This is a genomic window from Bacillus sp. 41-22, from assembly GCF_025809295.1.
GTDB classification, from domain to species: Bacteria; Bacillota; Bacilli; order Bacillales; family Bacillaceae_G; genus Bacillus_A; species Bacillus_A mycoides.
This window is the reverse complement of sequence record NZ_CP084035.1, coordinates 2,509,693-2,527,596: the sequence shown is the minus strand read 5'-3', so window position 1 is coordinate 2,527,596 and position 17,904 is coordinate 2,509,693. Positions and strand designations below refer to the sequence as shown.

The 17,904-nt window shown below is 34.2% G+C and carries 8 protein-coding genes and 1 pseudogene; 4 read left to right on the top strand and 5 right to left on the bottom strand.

Translation table 11 applies throughout. The annotated features are described in order from the left end of the window. Positions 1–30: 30 nt before the first annotated feature. Positions 31–1,323: a hypothetical protein gene (locus LCF45_RS12785; protein ID WP_263894870.1), complete on the bottom strand. Its 1,293-nt coding sequence runs from the start codon at positions 1,321–1,323 to the stop codon at positions 31–33. Between the two features lie 469 nt (positions 1,324–1,792). On the opposite strand from LCF45_RS12785, the gene bla reads away from it, so the two are divergent. Continuing rightward, a complete protein-coding gene (gene bla, locus LCF45_RS12780; protein ID WP_002127574.1) occupies positions 1,793–2,725 on the top strand; it encodes a class A beta-lactamase in 933 nt (310 codons plus the stop codon). Positions 2,726–2,982: 257 nt separating this feature from the next. Here the strand turns inward: bla and LCF45_RS12775 are convergent, their stop codons facing one another. Together LCF45_RS12775 and LCF45_RS12770 are read right to left on the bottom strand one after the other, a co-directional pair. Beyond that, complete coding sequence (locus tag LCF45_RS12775; protein ID WP_000447830.1) at positions 2,983–3,660, bottom strand: ABC transporter ATP-binding protein; 678 nt, start codon at positions 3,658–3,660, stop codon at positions 2,983–2,985. An 11-nt stretch (positions 3,661–3,671) separates the two neighbouring features. Then, positions 3,672–5,102 (bottom strand): ABC transporter permease, encoded by a 1,431-nt coding sequence (locus LCF45_RS12770; protein WP_263894869.1) that lies wholly within the window; start codon positions 5,100–5,102, stop codon positions 3,672–3,674. 513 nt (positions 5,103–5,615) lie between these two features. On the opposite strand from LCF45_RS12770, the gene LCF45_RS12765 reads away from it, so the two are divergent. The 3 genes and pseudogenes from LCF45_RS12765 to LCF45_RS12755 all read left to right on the top strand — a co-directional run bounded on the left by LCF45_RS12765 (position 5,616) and on the right by LCF45_RS12755 (position 9,278). Further along, entirely contained in the window at positions 5,616–6,077 is a 462-nt protein-coding gene (locus LCF45_RS12765; RefSeq protein WP_078206908.1) for a GNAT family N-acetyltransferase, read from the top strand. Positions 6,078–6,471: 394 nt separating this feature from the next. Continuing rightward, a pseudogene (locus LCF45_RS12760) lies at positions 6,472–7,472 on the top strand (alpha/beta hydrolase). Between the two features lie 849 nt (positions 7,473–8,321). Next, the gene (locus tag LCF45_RS12755) at positions 8,322–9,278 is read left to right on the top strand and encodes an alpha/beta hydrolase (RefSeq protein WP_002127565.1); all 957 of its coding nucleotides are present in this window, start codon (positions 8,322–8,324) and stop codon (positions 9,276–9,278) included. Between the two features lie 88 nt (positions 9,279–9,366). Here the strand turns inward: LCF45_RS12755 and LCF45_RS12750 are convergent, their stop codons facing one another. Both LCF45_RS12750 and LCF45_RS12745 read right to left on the bottom strand, forming a co-directional pair. Then, entirely contained in the window at positions 9,367–10,821 is a 1,455-nt protein-coding gene (locus LCF45_RS12750; protein ID WP_078203928.1) for a pyridoxal phosphate-dependent decarboxylase family protein, read from the bottom strand. Positions 10,822–10,876: 55 nt separating this feature from the next. Beyond that, entirely contained in the window at positions 10,877–17,887 is a 7,011-nt protein-coding gene (locus LCF45_RS12745; protein WP_263894868.1) for a non-ribosomal peptide synthetase, read from the bottom strand. Between the last annotated feature and the right edge of the window lie 17 nt (positions 17,888–17,904).

The window sequence follows — 17,904 nt, the reverse complement described above, 5'->3', positions numbered from 1 at the left end:
TTTTAGTATTGATATTTTTCGAGTTACTTTTTAAGCAATATTGGGATTAGCTTTTTTACCAATCCACATACCTAAGCCCACCATGCCAAGCCAACAGCAAATTGCTAACATAAACATCAATCGTTGTACGGATAACCCTTCAATCTGCATTTGACCCTTCCCAACAATTGTTTGGAAAAGTTGCGACCATTCGACATCGTAAAACACCCCTACTCCCACAATCACAATCAATATAAAAAATTGTAAAAATATATTCCCCATATTTCTCCATGTTGTGTAAATGAGTAAAGAAAGCTCTCTATGTGTAGCATTCACCATATATACTTTCATATTATTTTGAGAAGAAATACTATTAATGGCATAGCTTCCAAATGTAACGCTAAGGACTATAAATATTGGAGAATAAAACCCGAATATCATGATTAAAGTACTTACTAAAAACAAATGGATTGGATTAACTTTCTTAGCAGCTTTGATATCTAAAAATATGGACATCAAAATCCCTAATAGGTATGGTCCAACTACAATGAAAATACAGGTTAACATGTTATAGAAAGTAAAACTATAAAAAATACCCATCAAAAATAAATATCCATTTCCTAATCCAAGTAAAAATGATTCTGCCTTTAAGCGAATTGGTAAAGAAGATGAAAGTTTATGAAAGAACTTTCCTTTCAACAAACTCAAAAACATGAAACAAATAAGCGCTATAGAAAGTAGAAAAAAATAAAAAATATATTGTTCATTATTTATGTTACGACTTGTTCGAATCAAAAGAATAAGCATTGAGACAAAAAGAAACTTTCCTACAACCGATACGATGGAGATAGGTAAAAGCCCTTTGGCTAACTCTGTTCTCGGCATTTTTTTTATAGCAAAAAGGATACTGATTAAACAAATCCCATATATGCATGTTATCAGCGGCGGCGATAAAAAACTAATCGCTAACAATACGATTATTAGTAAAAGAAAAACGATACCAATAATAATCGCTTGTTGATTTTTATTATAAACCTTTCCCCCGCCTTCCACATGTAGAAACAATAAAGTACTCGTCATGGCAGAAATTGTACTAACTGCAAAACCAGAAAATAACGCACTTATTTCTAGCCATCTTGAACTCCATCCAAAGAAAGTAACACTAAGTAATGATACTATCAGAATAGAAACAGTCCAATATAAGGAGCGGTGAATCCCAGCCTTATTCACAATAGGTATCCAGATAAACACACCCGTCATATAAGTTGTATAAAACAGGATTGATGGCCAGTATCCCTCAAAGCCTTTCGAAATCTGTAATCCATAAACAATGTAAATAAGCATGGGTGTAAAGATAGTCGTTATTAGTAGACTAAATGTAGTTATACTTTGCACCACAAGTCTTTTTTGCTTTGTCGTATGTATCGTATAACACCTCACTTAAAATGAAATCAGTAGTTGTTATTACTTATTCTGTCCGGAACGAGGTTGTTATATATGCGCAATCCAATTGAAATTCCCATTACGAGGTAAACTCAATCTAAATCCACATCAAATTAAGTGGCGTGCAAAAAAGGTGGATTTTGTGATTTTTATAAATAAAATTAATGGATATATTCAAAACCTTAATCATAAATGGAACAAATGTGTTACTTAGATTGTCTATTACGTATAAAAAAGGTGCTTTTGGTAGTTCTCTCATTTTGTAATGCAAGAAACACAAGATGAGTGCTATCCTGTGCATTTGTTAATTGTATAGGTATGTAAAATACCTATACAAAATCCATATATTCTTGAAAGAGGTTGAAAATGTATGATAGTTTCAAAGAAGTTTTTTCACATCGCACATTATAAAAAGATGCTCCCTGTAGTATTACTTTCATGTGCAACGCTTATAGGCTGTTCCAATAGTAATATTCAATCCGCACCACCGAAACAAACCAAACAAGAAAATACAAGTAATCATTCTTTTGTAAAGCTGGAAAAAGAATATGATGCTAAACTTGGTATTTATGCATTAGACACAGGTACGAATCAAACCGTTACTTATCGTTCAGATGAACGTTTTGCATACGCATCTACCCACAAAGCCCTTGCTGTGGGAGCACTGTTACAAAAGAAATCAATAGAAGATTTAGATCAAAGAATTAAGTATACTAGCAAAGATCTTGTGAATTACAATCCAATTACTGAAAAATATGTAGATACAGGTATGACTCTGAAAGAGCTTGCGGATGCTTCCATTCGATATAGCGATAATACTGCACAAAATCTTATTCTTAAACAATTAGGTGGGCCAAGTGAATTCAAAAAATCACTGAGAGAAATAGGAGATACTGTCACAAATCCTGAACGTTTTGAACCAGAATTAAACGAAGTGCAGCCAGGAGACACTCGTGATACTAGTACCCCAAAGGCATTAGCTACTAGTCTTCAAGCATACGCGCTAGGCGATATACTTTCGGTTGAGAAACGGAACTTTTTAATAGATTTGATGAAAAGAAATACTACGGGGGACAACTTAATTCGTGCTGGAGTTCCAGGAGAATGGGAAGTAGCCGATAAGACCGGCTCTGGGTCTTATGGAACAAGGAATGATATTGCAATCATTTGGCCACCAAATAAAAAGCCAATTATTCTTGCGATACTTTCTAATCATGCGAAAGAAGATGCGAAATACGATGATAAACTTATTGCAAATGCAACTAAAATAGTGTTAGACGCTTTAAAAGTAACGAATAAATAATTACTCCAAAGAATGACTTAGTTAAAATTCATATTTCATTTGAAGACCGTTGATATTGAAAGAGTACAAAAAAGAACCTGTAGAATATACTACAAGTTCTTTTTCAAAAATTGTTAAAAAGGGAATAACAAACTATCTTAACATTCAATACAGGGAGACCATTTTGATTATGGCTTGGTTATATTGTATATCAAATATAAATATTTGAAGAAATTGATTTCGAAAATTATGTGAATTAAAAAACTAGGGTGTTTATATTAAATTTCGTTTACTACCAACTTCTTCTTACTTAAATAGACTGCACGATCTGATTTTTTAGCAACTTCCTGTGAGTGCGTCACAACAATAATACATTTATTTTCTTTATGTGCAAGTTCTTGAAATAGTTCTATTATATCCATTGCCGTTTCTTCGTCGAGGTTTCCTGTCGGCTCATCCGCAATCAGTAAATCAACATTACAAGATAACGCTCGAGCGATTGCTACACGCTGCTGTTGCCCGCCACTTAGTTGCAGAACATTTCGTTTCGCTTCTACTTCTGTAAGTCCTACTTTCTCTAATAATTCTAACGCCCTTGCCGTTTTATTTTGCACTTTAACACCTGTAATTTCCATTGCCGTTAAGACATTTTGAAGAGCAGTCATATAGGTAATCAAATTATAAGATTGGAAAATTACCGATACATTTTGATTACGGTACCGATCCAAACCAATTTTTCGAATATCCTTTCCATTAAATAGTACATAACCATTTTTAGGTATATCTAGCCCACAACCTAAGCTAAGCGTAGTGGTTTTACCAGATCCGGATGGTCCTAGAATCGTGTAAAAATGTCCTTTTTGAAAAGAAAAGTTAACATTTTCTAGTATCGCTACTTTTTTTCCGTTACTTTCATAATAATAATCTAAGTTTTTAAATTGTAAAATCGTCTCCATATCGAGCCTCCTTATTCATCTTTTAAAAGAATTTGTTTTGGATTCAGGCGTAGAATAGATAATGCTGGAAGAAGCGTTGCTAATATAGCAATAGCTAGTCCAATCCCCCCCATTTTCCCTACATCTTCGCCTGTTACACTTACATTAATTTTATCAATTGGATCCTCTTTTTGATTTTGTACAGTTCCACCAGGTCCAGCTACCATTACAGTTCCATTTTGTGAGGTGTTTGTTTCTTCTCCTGCTGTAGCAATTTCACTCGAAAGTAAATTATTCCCTATGAATTGAGAAATTTTTGCTCCTGTTGTTATGGATAATCCAAATGCTAAAATAGCGATACATACTACTTCTACTACGAACTGCGCCATCAGTTTCCACTTTTTCTCTCCAATGGACAATAGAATCCCCATTTCCTTACGACGTGCTTTAATCGATAACATAATGATTAACCCTAAAATAATCGCACCTGCAATTGATACAATATAAATAATCATTTGAGAAGTTGATGAGATATTTTCGATAGGCCCAATCATTTGTTTGTACAACGAATCATGTGCATCTAATTTATAATAATTAAAATCAATATCAGATTTTTTTGCTTCTTCTTTAAATGCTTCAATGTTTTGTGGATCTTTCAAGAAATACACGACTTGAATGCTACTTATACCTTGATCTATTTCTAATTTTTTCATAGTTGAATGCGGCATATATAGTTTATTAGCTGGATCCATTATAGGAGGAGCTTGTTGCCCCATTGCTTGCTCATTCGTTTCGTAAATACCGATAATTTCAACCTCCAGGGTTTCCTTCTTATCCCCTGATTGCACTTTAACTTTGTCTCCTACTTTCAAGTTGTTTAATTCCGCTAATCGTTTTTCCATTAAAGCTACATTCTGATCTTTCATCTGTTCTGTAATTGGTTTCCCATCAATGATTTTACTTTTTCCATTCTTAAAGCTTTCTTGTAATGCAGTTTTGCGAACTCCCTCAATCATAAAAGAAGAATTCATATCTATTTCTGTACCGGAGCCTGAACCGCCTCGTACAGCCGCCATTCCCGCCTTACCTTTTCCTTCTTCTTTTCCTTCTGAAGCTCCTACTAGTTTAAGTCCGTCAGAAATTCCGAGAGTGCTAGTTATGTAATTATAGTCTTTTACATACTTTGACTTCGCTAATTGATCTGCTTCTTTTGTATTAAGCTTCGGTGGATTAGGCATCTCTCCAGTTTCCCTAGCTTGTTGACCTAATTTGTCAAAATCAAGACTTAAAGTAACATCTGCACCGAGTTTTTTTCTTGCTGCATCAGCAGCTTTTTTTGATGCATTTTGGATTGTGAATCCTGCCAACACCAAATTTGTAACAATTAGGAAAACCGCCATCAAAATTAATGATGTTCCTACTCTTTTTTTCATACTGAGAATTGCTCGTTTCATAAAGTTCATTTTTTCTTACCTCCTTGATAACTTGTATTCTATATAGGTTATCTAGAGTCTATATGGAGCTAATCGGTAGTTTATCTAGAGATATAAGGAGTTTATGTGTAGTTATTCATTGACCTGGTCAAGAAAGATCGGAACACATATTCAAAAACGTAATCGTTTTTGAATATTGGCAAGGAAGTTATGGCTTTAGATAGCATTGAATGAGAGCATACAAATCCATGCTTATTACGTAATTTCTATACAACAAATAAAAACCACCCTATTTGAATGGTTCTATGTGTGCTTGTTAAATATGAAAATTCATTAAAAAATATGGAGGTTTTTTGAAGTTGGTCGGATTTTCTAATAATAATATTGTGTTAAAAAGCCTAAATTATAATTTTATAAGTTAGGCTTTTATGCTATCTATAAGAAAAAGTTATAGAGACTCATAATATTTTATAATTTAACCTATTGTATTTAAACAAGTAAAATAAAAGTAACAAGTGCATACATTAAGGAGGTTTTTTGATAGTGACAGAAACTATAACATTTAGGATTGCAACGGCAGATGATTTAGATGAAATTGTAAAAATGCTTGCTGATGATGTTTTAGGAAATAAAAGAGAGCGCTCTGAAACACCACTCCCTGATAGTTATATAAGAGCATTTCATGCTATTGATTGTGATCCAAATAACGAGTTGATTGTAGCGTGTGATGGGACGGAGATTGTCGGTATTCAACAAATTACATTTACGCCTTACATTGTACGTCAAGGGGGTTGGAGAGCTACAATTGAGGGTGTACGGACAGCCTCATCAAAACGTGGTAAAGGTATAGGAAGTAAACTTATTAAATGGGCTATTCAACGTGCTAAATTACGGGGATGTCATTTAGTACAGTTAACAACAGATAAAGAACGAAAAGAAGCTTTACACTTTTATAAGAAATTAGGTTTTAAAGATTCTCATGAAGGATTAAAACTCTTTCTCTAATGAATATAGCTATTTATATACCAAAAAGACGTATATTGTAAGGTTAATTAACTATAGGCTTCGAAAATTATGGTAACTATCACTGTATTAAATATACAAATTGAAACATTGTCTTTCATATAAATTACGTCACTTCAAAAGGTGTACCTTTTGATACGAAAATAAGCAAGTTAATGTTCTCTTTTATGAATGAGAATATTAACTTGATTTTTAGGTTTTTGTAAAAGATATTTATAGTTTTATTTTATTGATAGCTTTATAATATAATATACAAATTCTCCACCTGTTTTATAATTCAAGCATCTACTATTAGGAAAAGAGAATATTTTACAATTAATTTACAGCATAAATTTTGTCCATCTTTTAGACGATATGTATTTTGGAGGAGGTTAATTTGATTTTTTCAAAACTCATTGATCGATACGCCTTGTATGATTTGCACAAAAAAAGAAGTGTAAAGTTTCAGTATACTTCTCTTTCTAACACCTCACTATATATAAAGGACATAGAATTTTTTATAAAGTAAAACCATCTCATATTCATTTTAACATTAAGCATTTAAAACAAGAAAAGGAATACAGGGTTGGACAATTCAAATATAAAAGCTCGGTTCAATCTGGTGATTCACGCAACGATTCTGTCACTGGAGAATTATTTTTACATAAAAATGAAAATGCACCTCATGTCATCTTTGTTCACGGTTGGAGAATGGATTCTAACGAACGTGTAAAAAAAATATTCCACGACCATATGACCAACTTGAAGTGGAATATGTATTATTTCACTTTACCATATCATTTTGACAGAAAACCGAACCAATCCCTATACAGTGGAGAGTACATGGTAAGTGCCAATGTTGAACGAACTGTAGAAGCAACTAGACAAGCGGTAGCTGATTTACGAACTTTGATCAAATGGATAAAAGAAAATAAAAATGGTCCCTTGATTTTAATAGGAATCAGTTTAGGTGGAGTTATTACTAACTTAACATCTCTTGTTGAACCAGAAATTGATGTGTTAGCATCCATTTTCTACGCGAATCGACTCTCATATTCAATTTGGAAGACAAATCCAGGTAAATTTATTAGAGAAGATTTGGAACATCATGGTGTTACGTATGATGATTTAATAGCTTATTGGAAAATCACTGAACCGAGTCAAGCGTTACCAAAAGTAAAAAAAGAAAATATTTTATTAATTTCAGGTAAGCACGATCTATATGTGCACTCTGAGGATACGGACTATTTGTGGGAATCCTGGGAAAGACCTACGCGATATATTTATACATGCGGACATGCCGGGATTGTTCTTAAACGTAAAAAAATTGCAACTGATACTATCAATTTTATTCAGAATCGATTGAACTCCTCACACTTCCCCAAAGACATACCTTAAAGTGAGGGATTACTAAGTATAGAATCTTATACTTGTAATCTTTCATTTTATACCAAGTTCATTTCATATGGAAAAGGGTTACTCATCATTTTCACCAGGGGCTTATTTTTATAAAAAGAAATTATTGTTGTTTACCCTTTATATGCAATATTACATATAAAAATCTTTAATTGTTCTGTTATAATTTTAAGAGTAAATTATTCATCCATTAATTTACACCATCCATATCTACAGTTATGGAAACCCTAATTACATATAAAAAAGAGAAGAACTTTGGTGAGTTCTTCTCTTTTTTATATTTTTTTAAGATTACTATCCAAAGTAATTATTGCAATTACTTTAAGCTGGCTTTTGAATTATAAATTCTGATTTTCATACTTCTTCATGAGTCTAGATAAGAAAAAAGAATCTACTCCTTTTCTAGCCAAATAAAAGGAATTTTTTTAAACAGTTATTTTAATTTGTACTGTTTTCCTATATTAATGCCTGCCCATGAGTATTTCCCTGAATTATATATTAAGGAATGAAAATGGATTAATTCTTTCCGAGTATGAATTCGAATAGGTATCACTTGCAATATGTCATTAAAATAAAAAGGATTATCACTTGGTTTAATTAGAAGACTAAGTGTACATAAATACAACGACATGAAAACACTTTGCTCCTAAATCCACTACTTGTATTATTGGTTGCGTGAAACTCCTTCTTGAGAAAGGTTTTAATTTCCGAATATTCTGTTGACTGTTATCGCATATCCAATTTACAATTTAATTGTGATATTTTTTCACAATTAAACTACTTAGAATACACTTCATTTATTCGAAAACAATTACAAATAGAGGTGCTAAAATGAAAACAAGAGTAAATCCAGAGTTATTACAAGGGTTAGAGATGTTTCCAAATCTCGATTTACACCCGGAAAACTTGCAATCAATCAGAGAAGGAATAGCTCAAATGAGACCACCTACCGTTGTTGATGAATCCCTTTCGTTAACAGATGAAGTCATTGTTGGACCTGATGATAATCCGTTACCATTAAGAATTTATCGTCCAAAATCAAATAATGAACCTTTACCTGTCTTATTATGGATACATGGTGGTGGTTATATCTTAGGGTCTATAGATGATAACGATGATACTTGTATGAGGTTTGCAAAAGAAGCTGGCTGTGTGGTCGTGTCTGTAGACTACCGCTTAGCACCTGAACACCCTTACCCAGCACCAATTGAGGATTGTTATTCAGCTTTAAAATGGATTGCTGATAATGCGAAGTCATTAAACATTGATTCGAATCGAATTGGGGTTGCAGGAGTAAGCGCTGGAGGTGGACTAACAGCAGCATTATCATTATTAGCCCGAGATCGAAAATATCCTTCAATTTGTTTACAGATGCCACTCTATCCAATGATTGATGACCGAAATAATACACCTTCAGCGAATGAAATTAAAGAAGGATTTGTTTGGAATCAAAAGGCAAATGAAGCTGGTTGGAAAATGTATTTAGGAGAAATGTATGGAACAGATCAAATCCCTGTCTATGCAGCGCCTTCTCGAGCAGAGGATTATAGTGATTTACCATATACTTACACATTTGTTGGTCAATTAGATCCATTCCGCAGTGAAACATTAACCTATGTAAGCAAACTAGCGCAAGCTGGTGTTGATGTCGAGTTTCATTTATATCCAAATGCCTATCACTGGTTTGAAGGGTTAAATCCAAATGCCGATGTATCTATTTACGCTGTAAACGAAATGGTACAAGCAGTAAAGACTGGTTTCAAAAGAGTCTCTAAGGTTGAGGCTTAATCCCTTTACAAGAAAAACACTCGTAAATAGTATAATAGCCGATTCTCATTTAGAATCGGCTATTAATATGTAAAATTCACCTAATATATCAAGGTTGAGAAACAGATATAAGATGTTTAGGCGATGTGTTTATTTCCTCTGCCAACGCCTTAATGCTCATCATGATTTGAAGTATTTCTTCTAATGTTGTCCTCGGGTTGATAGAGCAAAGTCGAATTACTACTTTTTCTTTTAATTTAGTCGTACTTAGCATAGCAAATCCTCTTTGATTAATTTCTTCCACCAGTTTTTTGTTTATTTCATGAATTGTTTCTGTAGACGTTCGCTTACAAGGAATATAACGAAAAGTAACAATTCCTAATTGGGCAGGTGTTACTACTTCCCAATCTTTTTCTTTCCTTAAAAACTCTTCAACTTGTTCAGCCAACATAATGCCATGATCTATTGCCTCACGAAAAGCTGTGACTCCAAATGCTTTAAAAGAAAGCCATACCTTTAATGCCCTAAATCTACGAGAAAGTTCAATTCCACGCTCCCCAAAATTCACTTTTTCTTCTATATTAGTTTCCGTATCCTTAATATACTCTGGGATCATACGGAACGTTTTACTTAAATATTGGCTATTGCGAATGAGTACACAACCAACATCATAAGGCTGAAAAAGCCATTTATGCGGGTCTAACGTCAAAGAATCAGCACGATGAATTCCTCTTAACACCTCCCTTCCTTTTTCACTGAGAATTGCTGCAGCCCCATAAGCACCATCCGCGTGTAGCCATACATCTTCATCACCACATAGATCAGCCAATTCATCGAGGGAGTCCACCGCTCCGCAATTCGTTGTCCCTGCATTAGCAATAACACAAAATGGTTTTTTCCCTTTTAATCGATCTTCTTTTATTTGCTTTCTTAAAGTACTAACTGAAATTCTTAAATCTTCATCTGTTTCAATTTGGCAAATTTGATGATGTTTAAAACCTAATACTTTAAGTGCTCGATCTACAGAAAAATGAGTTTGGTTAGAAAAATACACAACCGCATTTTCTATGTCATTATTCAGCTTGACCTGTCTCGCTACAGTAAGTGCAGTCAAATTAGCCATGGAACCGCCACTGACAAATAGCCCTTCAGCTGAATCAGGGAATCCTAGCATTGATTTTAACCAGTTGATTGTCGTTAATTCAATTTGTTCAGCACCTGCACCTACTATCCAAGCTGTAGGAAATACATTAAACCCACTTGCTAAAAAATCTGCTATTACACCAACATAATTATTAGGACCTGGCACAAAAGCCATAAAATGAGGATGATCCACATGAGTAATTTGATTAAACACATTGTTATTAAGAAAATGAAGTAACTCTTTTGGATTGGATCCGTTTTCTGGAATCGTTTCAATTAGCTTGTCTCTAAAAATATTACTATCAATCGTTTCCGAAACTGGTTTACTTTTTAAATGATTCATATGATCAACAATCAAGTCCACCGCTTGATATCCTAACTGACGCATCTCTTCGGCTGATAACTGCAAGTTTTTTGTCATTTGGTTTACTCCTATTCTATTTAAAAAGGCGAGTTCTTGCTCGCCTTTTCATTTTTTATAATTTGTAATCACCGATTGCCTGTATTGGATTTTGAAGAATCATGTTGATTAACTGATGGATGTGATTCAATATTTCCTGTATTTTCTCCGCTTCATATACGGTTTGATCATATCCAAACTTTATTGTAAGTTTCTCTTCAGGGAAGCACATAATTCCATACTTTACATGAGGCTCATCAACAACTTCGTAATCTGTGATGGCAAAATTTCTGTTTTCATTTGAAGAAAAGATAGCTGAGTTAGTCGGATAGTTTTCAAAAACCCAAAGATGGTCAGTCAACTCAGTTTTTAATTCACTTTGTTTTTGTATATCAACAAATGAATAGTATGCATACTCATTACATTTCAATGTTTCTAGTTGTACTTTTTGCAGGAAGTCCACAAAAGATTGCGTTTCTGTCCATGCTAGTCGGATAGGCAAAATATTTGTGAACAGACCGAACATATTTTCAATCCCTTCTACTTCGGGAGGTCTGACTGATACTAGATTAGGTAATACTACTTCTCTCATTCCGTTGTATTTGCCAAGCAATATTCCCCATACAGCTAGTAATGCCGAATTCATAGTTATATTGTTTTTAGTTACAAATGTCTGTAACTGATTAGTCAAATCCTTATCTAATGTTAAATCCATAAATGTGAAATTTAACCCTTCACTTTGAGTTGGTACTTTCTTTTTAGGAATACTAATTTTCCGATTGTATCCTGATAAATAATCCCGCCAAAAATGACGTGCTTTCTCATGATCTCGTGCTACAGTCCAATCTATGAATGTCTCAAAAGGTTTCACTATAGGTAACTCTGCCGTAGTTCCCGCATTTATTGTTTCATAGAGCTGGAATAATTCGTCTATCAAAATGCTGACGCTCCAACCATCACATAATAGATGATGGGAACTCCAAACCACCTTATGCTCGTTATTTTCTAGTTGGAATATACAAAGACGGGTCATGAGTTCATCATTTTTGAATCCTTGACTTAAATTTTCATTCATCCACTGGTCTAGGAATTCTTGCTGTTCTTGTTTCGTCATCTCAATCAAGTTTTTTATCTCTGAAATCATTTGAACATCATGTAGAACAGCTTGCCAAGGTTGTGCTTGTTCATCTTGCACAATTATCGTTCTTAAAGAATCATGACGATCAACTAATTGTTGGAAACACTGAATAAAGAGATTAATATCCAGCTCCCCCTCAAGTGCCCAAATTGTTTGTTCGAAATATGCATTTGTATCAGGTTCAGTCGCAGCATGTTCATAAATAACTTCCTGGAAAGGTGCCAATGGGTAAATACGTTCTATTTTTATTTCTGGCATTTTTTCTTGTATTTTGATAAGTGTATGTTGATTAAGTTGTTTATCTTTAACATTTAGTACTGTAACTTTATTATCGTTCATTTTGTTTACATCACTTGTTTGCGAATTTGGAAGATGATCAAGCTTTTTAACAAATTGAACCATGTCTCCTAATATAGGAAATGAAAATAAATTTTTTGGCTCCAGCTCAAATCCTTGTCTATACAGTCTGACGGAAACTTGAATCGCTTTTATCGAATCTCCACCTAAGGCAAAGAAATGATCATTTACTCCAATCCGATTTACTTTGAGTACTTCTTGCCAAACACTAGTTAATATTTTTTCCATTTCCGTTTTTGGAGCAATAAATACTTCATTTGTTTGTTTCTCCGGAGTAGGGAGCGCTTTTCTATCTAATTTCCCGTTTGGAGTCAAGGGCAATTGTTCCAAATAAACAAAATAAGAAGGAATCATGTAACCTGGCAAGTGATCTCGCAAATGCTTTCGAAGTTCTGTTGTGCTAATATTTTTCTCAGTTACCACATATGCGACTAAAAATTTTATACCATACTCATCTGTCTGATCAATCACTACTGCATGTTCGACTTGTTTGTAAGTGAGAAGACAATGGGCGATTTCTTCTAACTCTACTCGATATCCTTGAATTTTGACTTGATAATCTTGGCGGCCTAAAAATTCAATATATCCCTCAGGATGCATTTTTCCACAGTCTCCTGTCTTGTAAATAAGACCAAAATCAGGATGTGATACAAATGCTTCATTTGTTTTCTGTTCATCATTTAAATATCCTTTAGCAAGGCCCACTCCCCCGATATATAAATCTCCAATTACACCAACAGGGCACATTTTCTTTTCATAGTTCAACACATAATACGTTTGGTTTGCCAAAGGAATCCCGTATGGAATACTTTTCCAATGCGATTCCACCTGTTTGACCGGATAATAAATTGACCAAATCGATGCTTCTGTTGCTCCTCCGAGTGAAACTACTTCCGCAATCGGAAAATGTCGTTTTATTTTTTCTGGTAAAGAAAGTGGAATCCAATCTCCACTATGTAAAACTAAACGCAAGGAAGAATGTTCAAAATGAGAACCTACTTGATCTAATGCCAAATCCATAATTGCAGGTACTGTATTCCAAATTGTAATTCCTCTACGTTCGACAGTACGGATTAATTCTTGCATGTCTCTTGGGTCACGAATCATTACCAACATTGCACCTGTGCTTAACGTTCCGAAAATATCGTATACAGATAAGTCAAAACACATAGAAGAAATACCAATAATACGATCATCTTCATTTACCTGATATTTTTGATTAATATCTTGAATGGTATTTGCAACCGCTTGGTGAGTAATAATTACTCCTTTCGGTTTTCCTGTACTTCCTGAAGTGTAGATAATATAGGCAAGATCTTCCGGACCAGCAATAGCAGGCATATCTTCTGTTGTGTATAATGACAAGCGGTTTTCTGCATAAAGACTAGGTTTTAATAAAAGTTTGCATGAGCTATTTTCTAAAATATATGTTTGGCGATCTGAAGGATGGTCGGGATCAATCGGAACATAAGCGGCACCTGCTTTTAAAATACCTATCATATTAACAATTGTGTCAACTCGTCTTTGTGCTAAAAGACCAACCTTGTCACCTAGACCAATTCCTTGTTCTTTTAAAAAGTGCGCAACTTGATTGGAGCGCTTATGAAGCTCCGAGTATGTTAAGTAGTCTTGTTCAAAAACTACTGCTACTTCATCCGGTGTACGTTTTACTTGGTCTGTAAATAATTGATTTAAAGTAGTCGACGGTATTTTTTCTGTTGTCTCATTGTATTGCTCAATTAAAGCATGGTCTAACTCTTTCATCTGCAAAGATGTTACGTCACTTTGTTTCACTAATTGTTCCAATAAGTCAACAAATTGGTGAAACATCGCTTCTATCACATCAACATCAAACAATTCTTCAACATAGTTCCAGCTAATTAATAACTCTCCATTTTTTTCAATTACCACATTATCCAAATGCACTTGTGGAGTCCGAGCATGAATATGGCGAAGTGAACCAAGTTGTTCCCAAGCAAAAGCCCCCGCACCTGCTAGCATCGAGGTGAAAACAATTGGCATAACTGCTTTTGGCGTCATTTGATGATATCGAGTAAAATCTCGAATGAAATTAACTCCATCGTAATGGCGATGTTCGAGACCATCTAATAAAGTAGATTGCGTTTCTTTTACTCTAGTAAAGAAAGATTGATCTGGATTCACATCAACATCCAACAAGATGAGTGAAGTGAAATCTCCCACAATTTGCTCTACTTCTTCATGAACAGGATAACGGTTAAATACAGTCAAATTAATTGCCAATCGACGTTGATTACTCCAATATGCCAATACATCACTATATATTGTACAAAGCAGAGCCGAAGGAGTTACTTCTTTCTCTTGTGCTAACTTTCGTAGCTTTGTCCATATTTCATTGTCCAGGATCTTATTAAGTGATTGGAACTTAGGAGTAGCAATCTCTGCCGGATCCTTTTTTAACAGCAAAGAAGGCGCAAACGGAAAGTCAGGAAGCTTACTTGTCCAATAATCTTTTGCTGTTTTATATTCTGTACTTTGTTCCAGTTCATCATAGATAAACATGTAATCTTGAAAATCAAAAGATAGAGGTTCTAACCTTTGCTCTGGTTTATAATAATAATGAAACAAATCCTGTCCAACGATGTTCATGCTTGCTCCGTCCATTAATAAAGCATCGTATCGAAAACATAATAAATACGTGTCTTCTTTTAAAAGAAAGGCTTTTAATTCAAACAAAGGCCATTGCCCTAAAGGAAATACATGATTAGTCATTCGAGAACGTTCTTCTTGTAAGCGAGCATTTTGATTCCTATCATCTAAATCTATGAGACTTACTATTTCAATCTCGTAATCAGGAACGCTTTGTAATATTTGCTGTTCTCCCTCTGGTAAAATTACAGCTCGTAACATCGGATGACGTTGAATTACCTTTTGAAAACTTTTTGAAAGACGATTGATATTCAATTCTGTTTCATATTCAAAATAAGTTTGAGGTGAAATACCACTTAATTCAAACTGTGAATTCCGTCCTAACATGTACGCTGTCTGAACCTCTGTTAAGGGAAATGGCTTAGACAAATCTTTAACATGGGTTGGTCTATTTTCAAAGTTTTCCGTTTTATGCTCTAACTTTACACAAGTACTAAGTTGAGCAATCGTGGGATGCTTAAAAAAATCTGTTGTACTTATTTTTAAGCAGTCTTTTCTTAATAGATTAATTACCTGAAGTGCTTTAATCGATTCTCCTTTTAAAGCAAAAAAATTATCATGAATACCGATTCCCTCAAGCTCCATAACTTTTTCCCATGCATGCACCAATTTTTGTTCAATTTCATTGCGCGGGGCAACGTATGGAATTGATACATAATCTGTTTGTGTTATATCTAATAACCTTTTCCTATCTACTTTCCCATTTGGATTCAACGGAATCTCTTCCACCTGAATCATTTTTTCAGGAATCATAAACTCAGGTAATTTATCACTTAAATATTTTCTGATTTCATCAAAAGAGACCTTATTATCCGATACATAGTACGCAGCTAATAATTTCCTATTTCCATATACTTGATCAACAACGATAGCTTGGTTTATTTCTGGATATTCCCTTAACTGGCTTTCGATCTCTCTTAATTCAATCCGATATCCCCGAATTTTTACTTGATGATCCATTCGACCTAGATATTCAAGTTCTCCATTAGGCAACCAACGAACGAGATCACCCGTATGATACATCATTTCTCCTGCCGTAAAGGGACTCGGTACAAACTTTTCATCTGTCAGTTTAGATTTCCCAAGATACCCTCGTGCTACCGCCACGCCACCAATGCAGAGTTCACCCGGAATTCCAAATGGTTTTAATTGACCATACTTATTCAATATATAGGAATGATAATTCGGGTTGGGACTTCCAATCGTAACTTCTTTGGCAGAGCTCAAATCCTTTACTGTTGCACAAATGGTTGTTTCTGTAGGACCATAAATATTTAAAATTGTCGCTTCACTGATGCATCGAATTTTTTCAACCAAATCAATGGAAAATGCTTCTCCTGCTAACAAAATAGATTTTAAATCTTTTAGAAAATTTGCCCCTTCTGGATCACTCAAAATCACTTCCATTCGCGATGGCGTTGATTCCCATAAATCCACCTTATGTTCTTTGACCAAATAAGCTAATTCTTTTGTTGCGAACTGATCCTCTGTAACAATAACTACTTTCGAACCTTGTGTTAAAGGCAGACATATTTCTAACAAGGAGATATCAAAAGATACACTAGCAAGAAACAAGAATGACTGATTATCTTTTACTTTTTCTCTCATTACACTTAAAAAATGGACAAGAGATTCCTGTTCTACCATTACCCCTTTTGGATTCCCTGTCGATCCCGATGTGTAAATAACATAAGCTAAATCATTAGGATAACTTTCTCGAACTAAATTACTTTCCTCACCTTGGAAGAGATATTCCTCATCAAGATACAGCACTTCACCCGCAAATTGCGGCAATTCTACTTCTGTTCGCTTGCTCAGTAAACATTTCGCTTGACTATCTTGTAACATATATTCAATTCGTTCATTTGGATAGTTAGGATCGATTGGTAAATACGCTGCTCCTGCTTTTAAAATCCCCACCATGCCAATGATCATTTCCAATGACCGATCTACCATAACCCCAATAATACTTTCTTTGGAAACACCTTTACTTTGAAGAATAGAGGCCAATTGATTTGCTTTCTTATTCAATTCTCTATATGTCAAAGATTGATCATTACAAACAACAGCAATTTGATCTGGGGTTTTTAACACTTGTTCCTCAAACAAATTTTGAAATGATTGAGACAATTCTATGTCCGCCTGACCTTGATTCAATTCTTCTAGCAACTCTTTCTCTTCTTCTGAAATGATACAAATATCTTTCACAGCCAAATTCGAATTTGTTGACACTTGCTTTAAAACATAAAGATATGAATTTGCAAACTGTTGCAAAGAAGAGAATGAATGAGACTTGAAAGAAATTTGAATTTCAAATTCATTATGTATTTCATTCCATTTTCTTTGTATCCAGATGGCTAAATTATTCTCTGCATATTCTTCTATCAAATTTTTATTATGTAATCCTTCCATCCCAATAACAATTTGAAAAGGAGTTAAATGGTGTTTCGCTAATAATTCAGAGAGTGGATAACTCTGATTGTCATACCCGAATAAAGTCGTTTGTTCAATCTGATTTACTACTTGTTTAAAGCTGTGATGCGGATAGATTTCACTTCCTAAAGGAATCAACTTATTAAGATTCTCGCTTTGTTCAATATTCTTTTCAATTACAGGAATACCAATAGTAATCCTTTCTTGATCTGTATAGTGTGCCAAACAAATCCTTAACGCGGCCTGTAACCAGCTAAATAATAATAAATCTTGAGACTTAATTACTTTTTGTATACTTTTACTAAACTCTACATTCATTATGACTTGAACGTGCTCGCAAAGATTTTCTTTATTTAGTTGGTAACCGCTATTAAATACAGAAAAATCGAGAACCTCGGAAGATAACTGCTCTTTCCAAAACGCCTCTACCCCTTTATTTTCATGAATCGAACTTCGATCTTTAATGTGCATTTTTATCTTTATCCCCC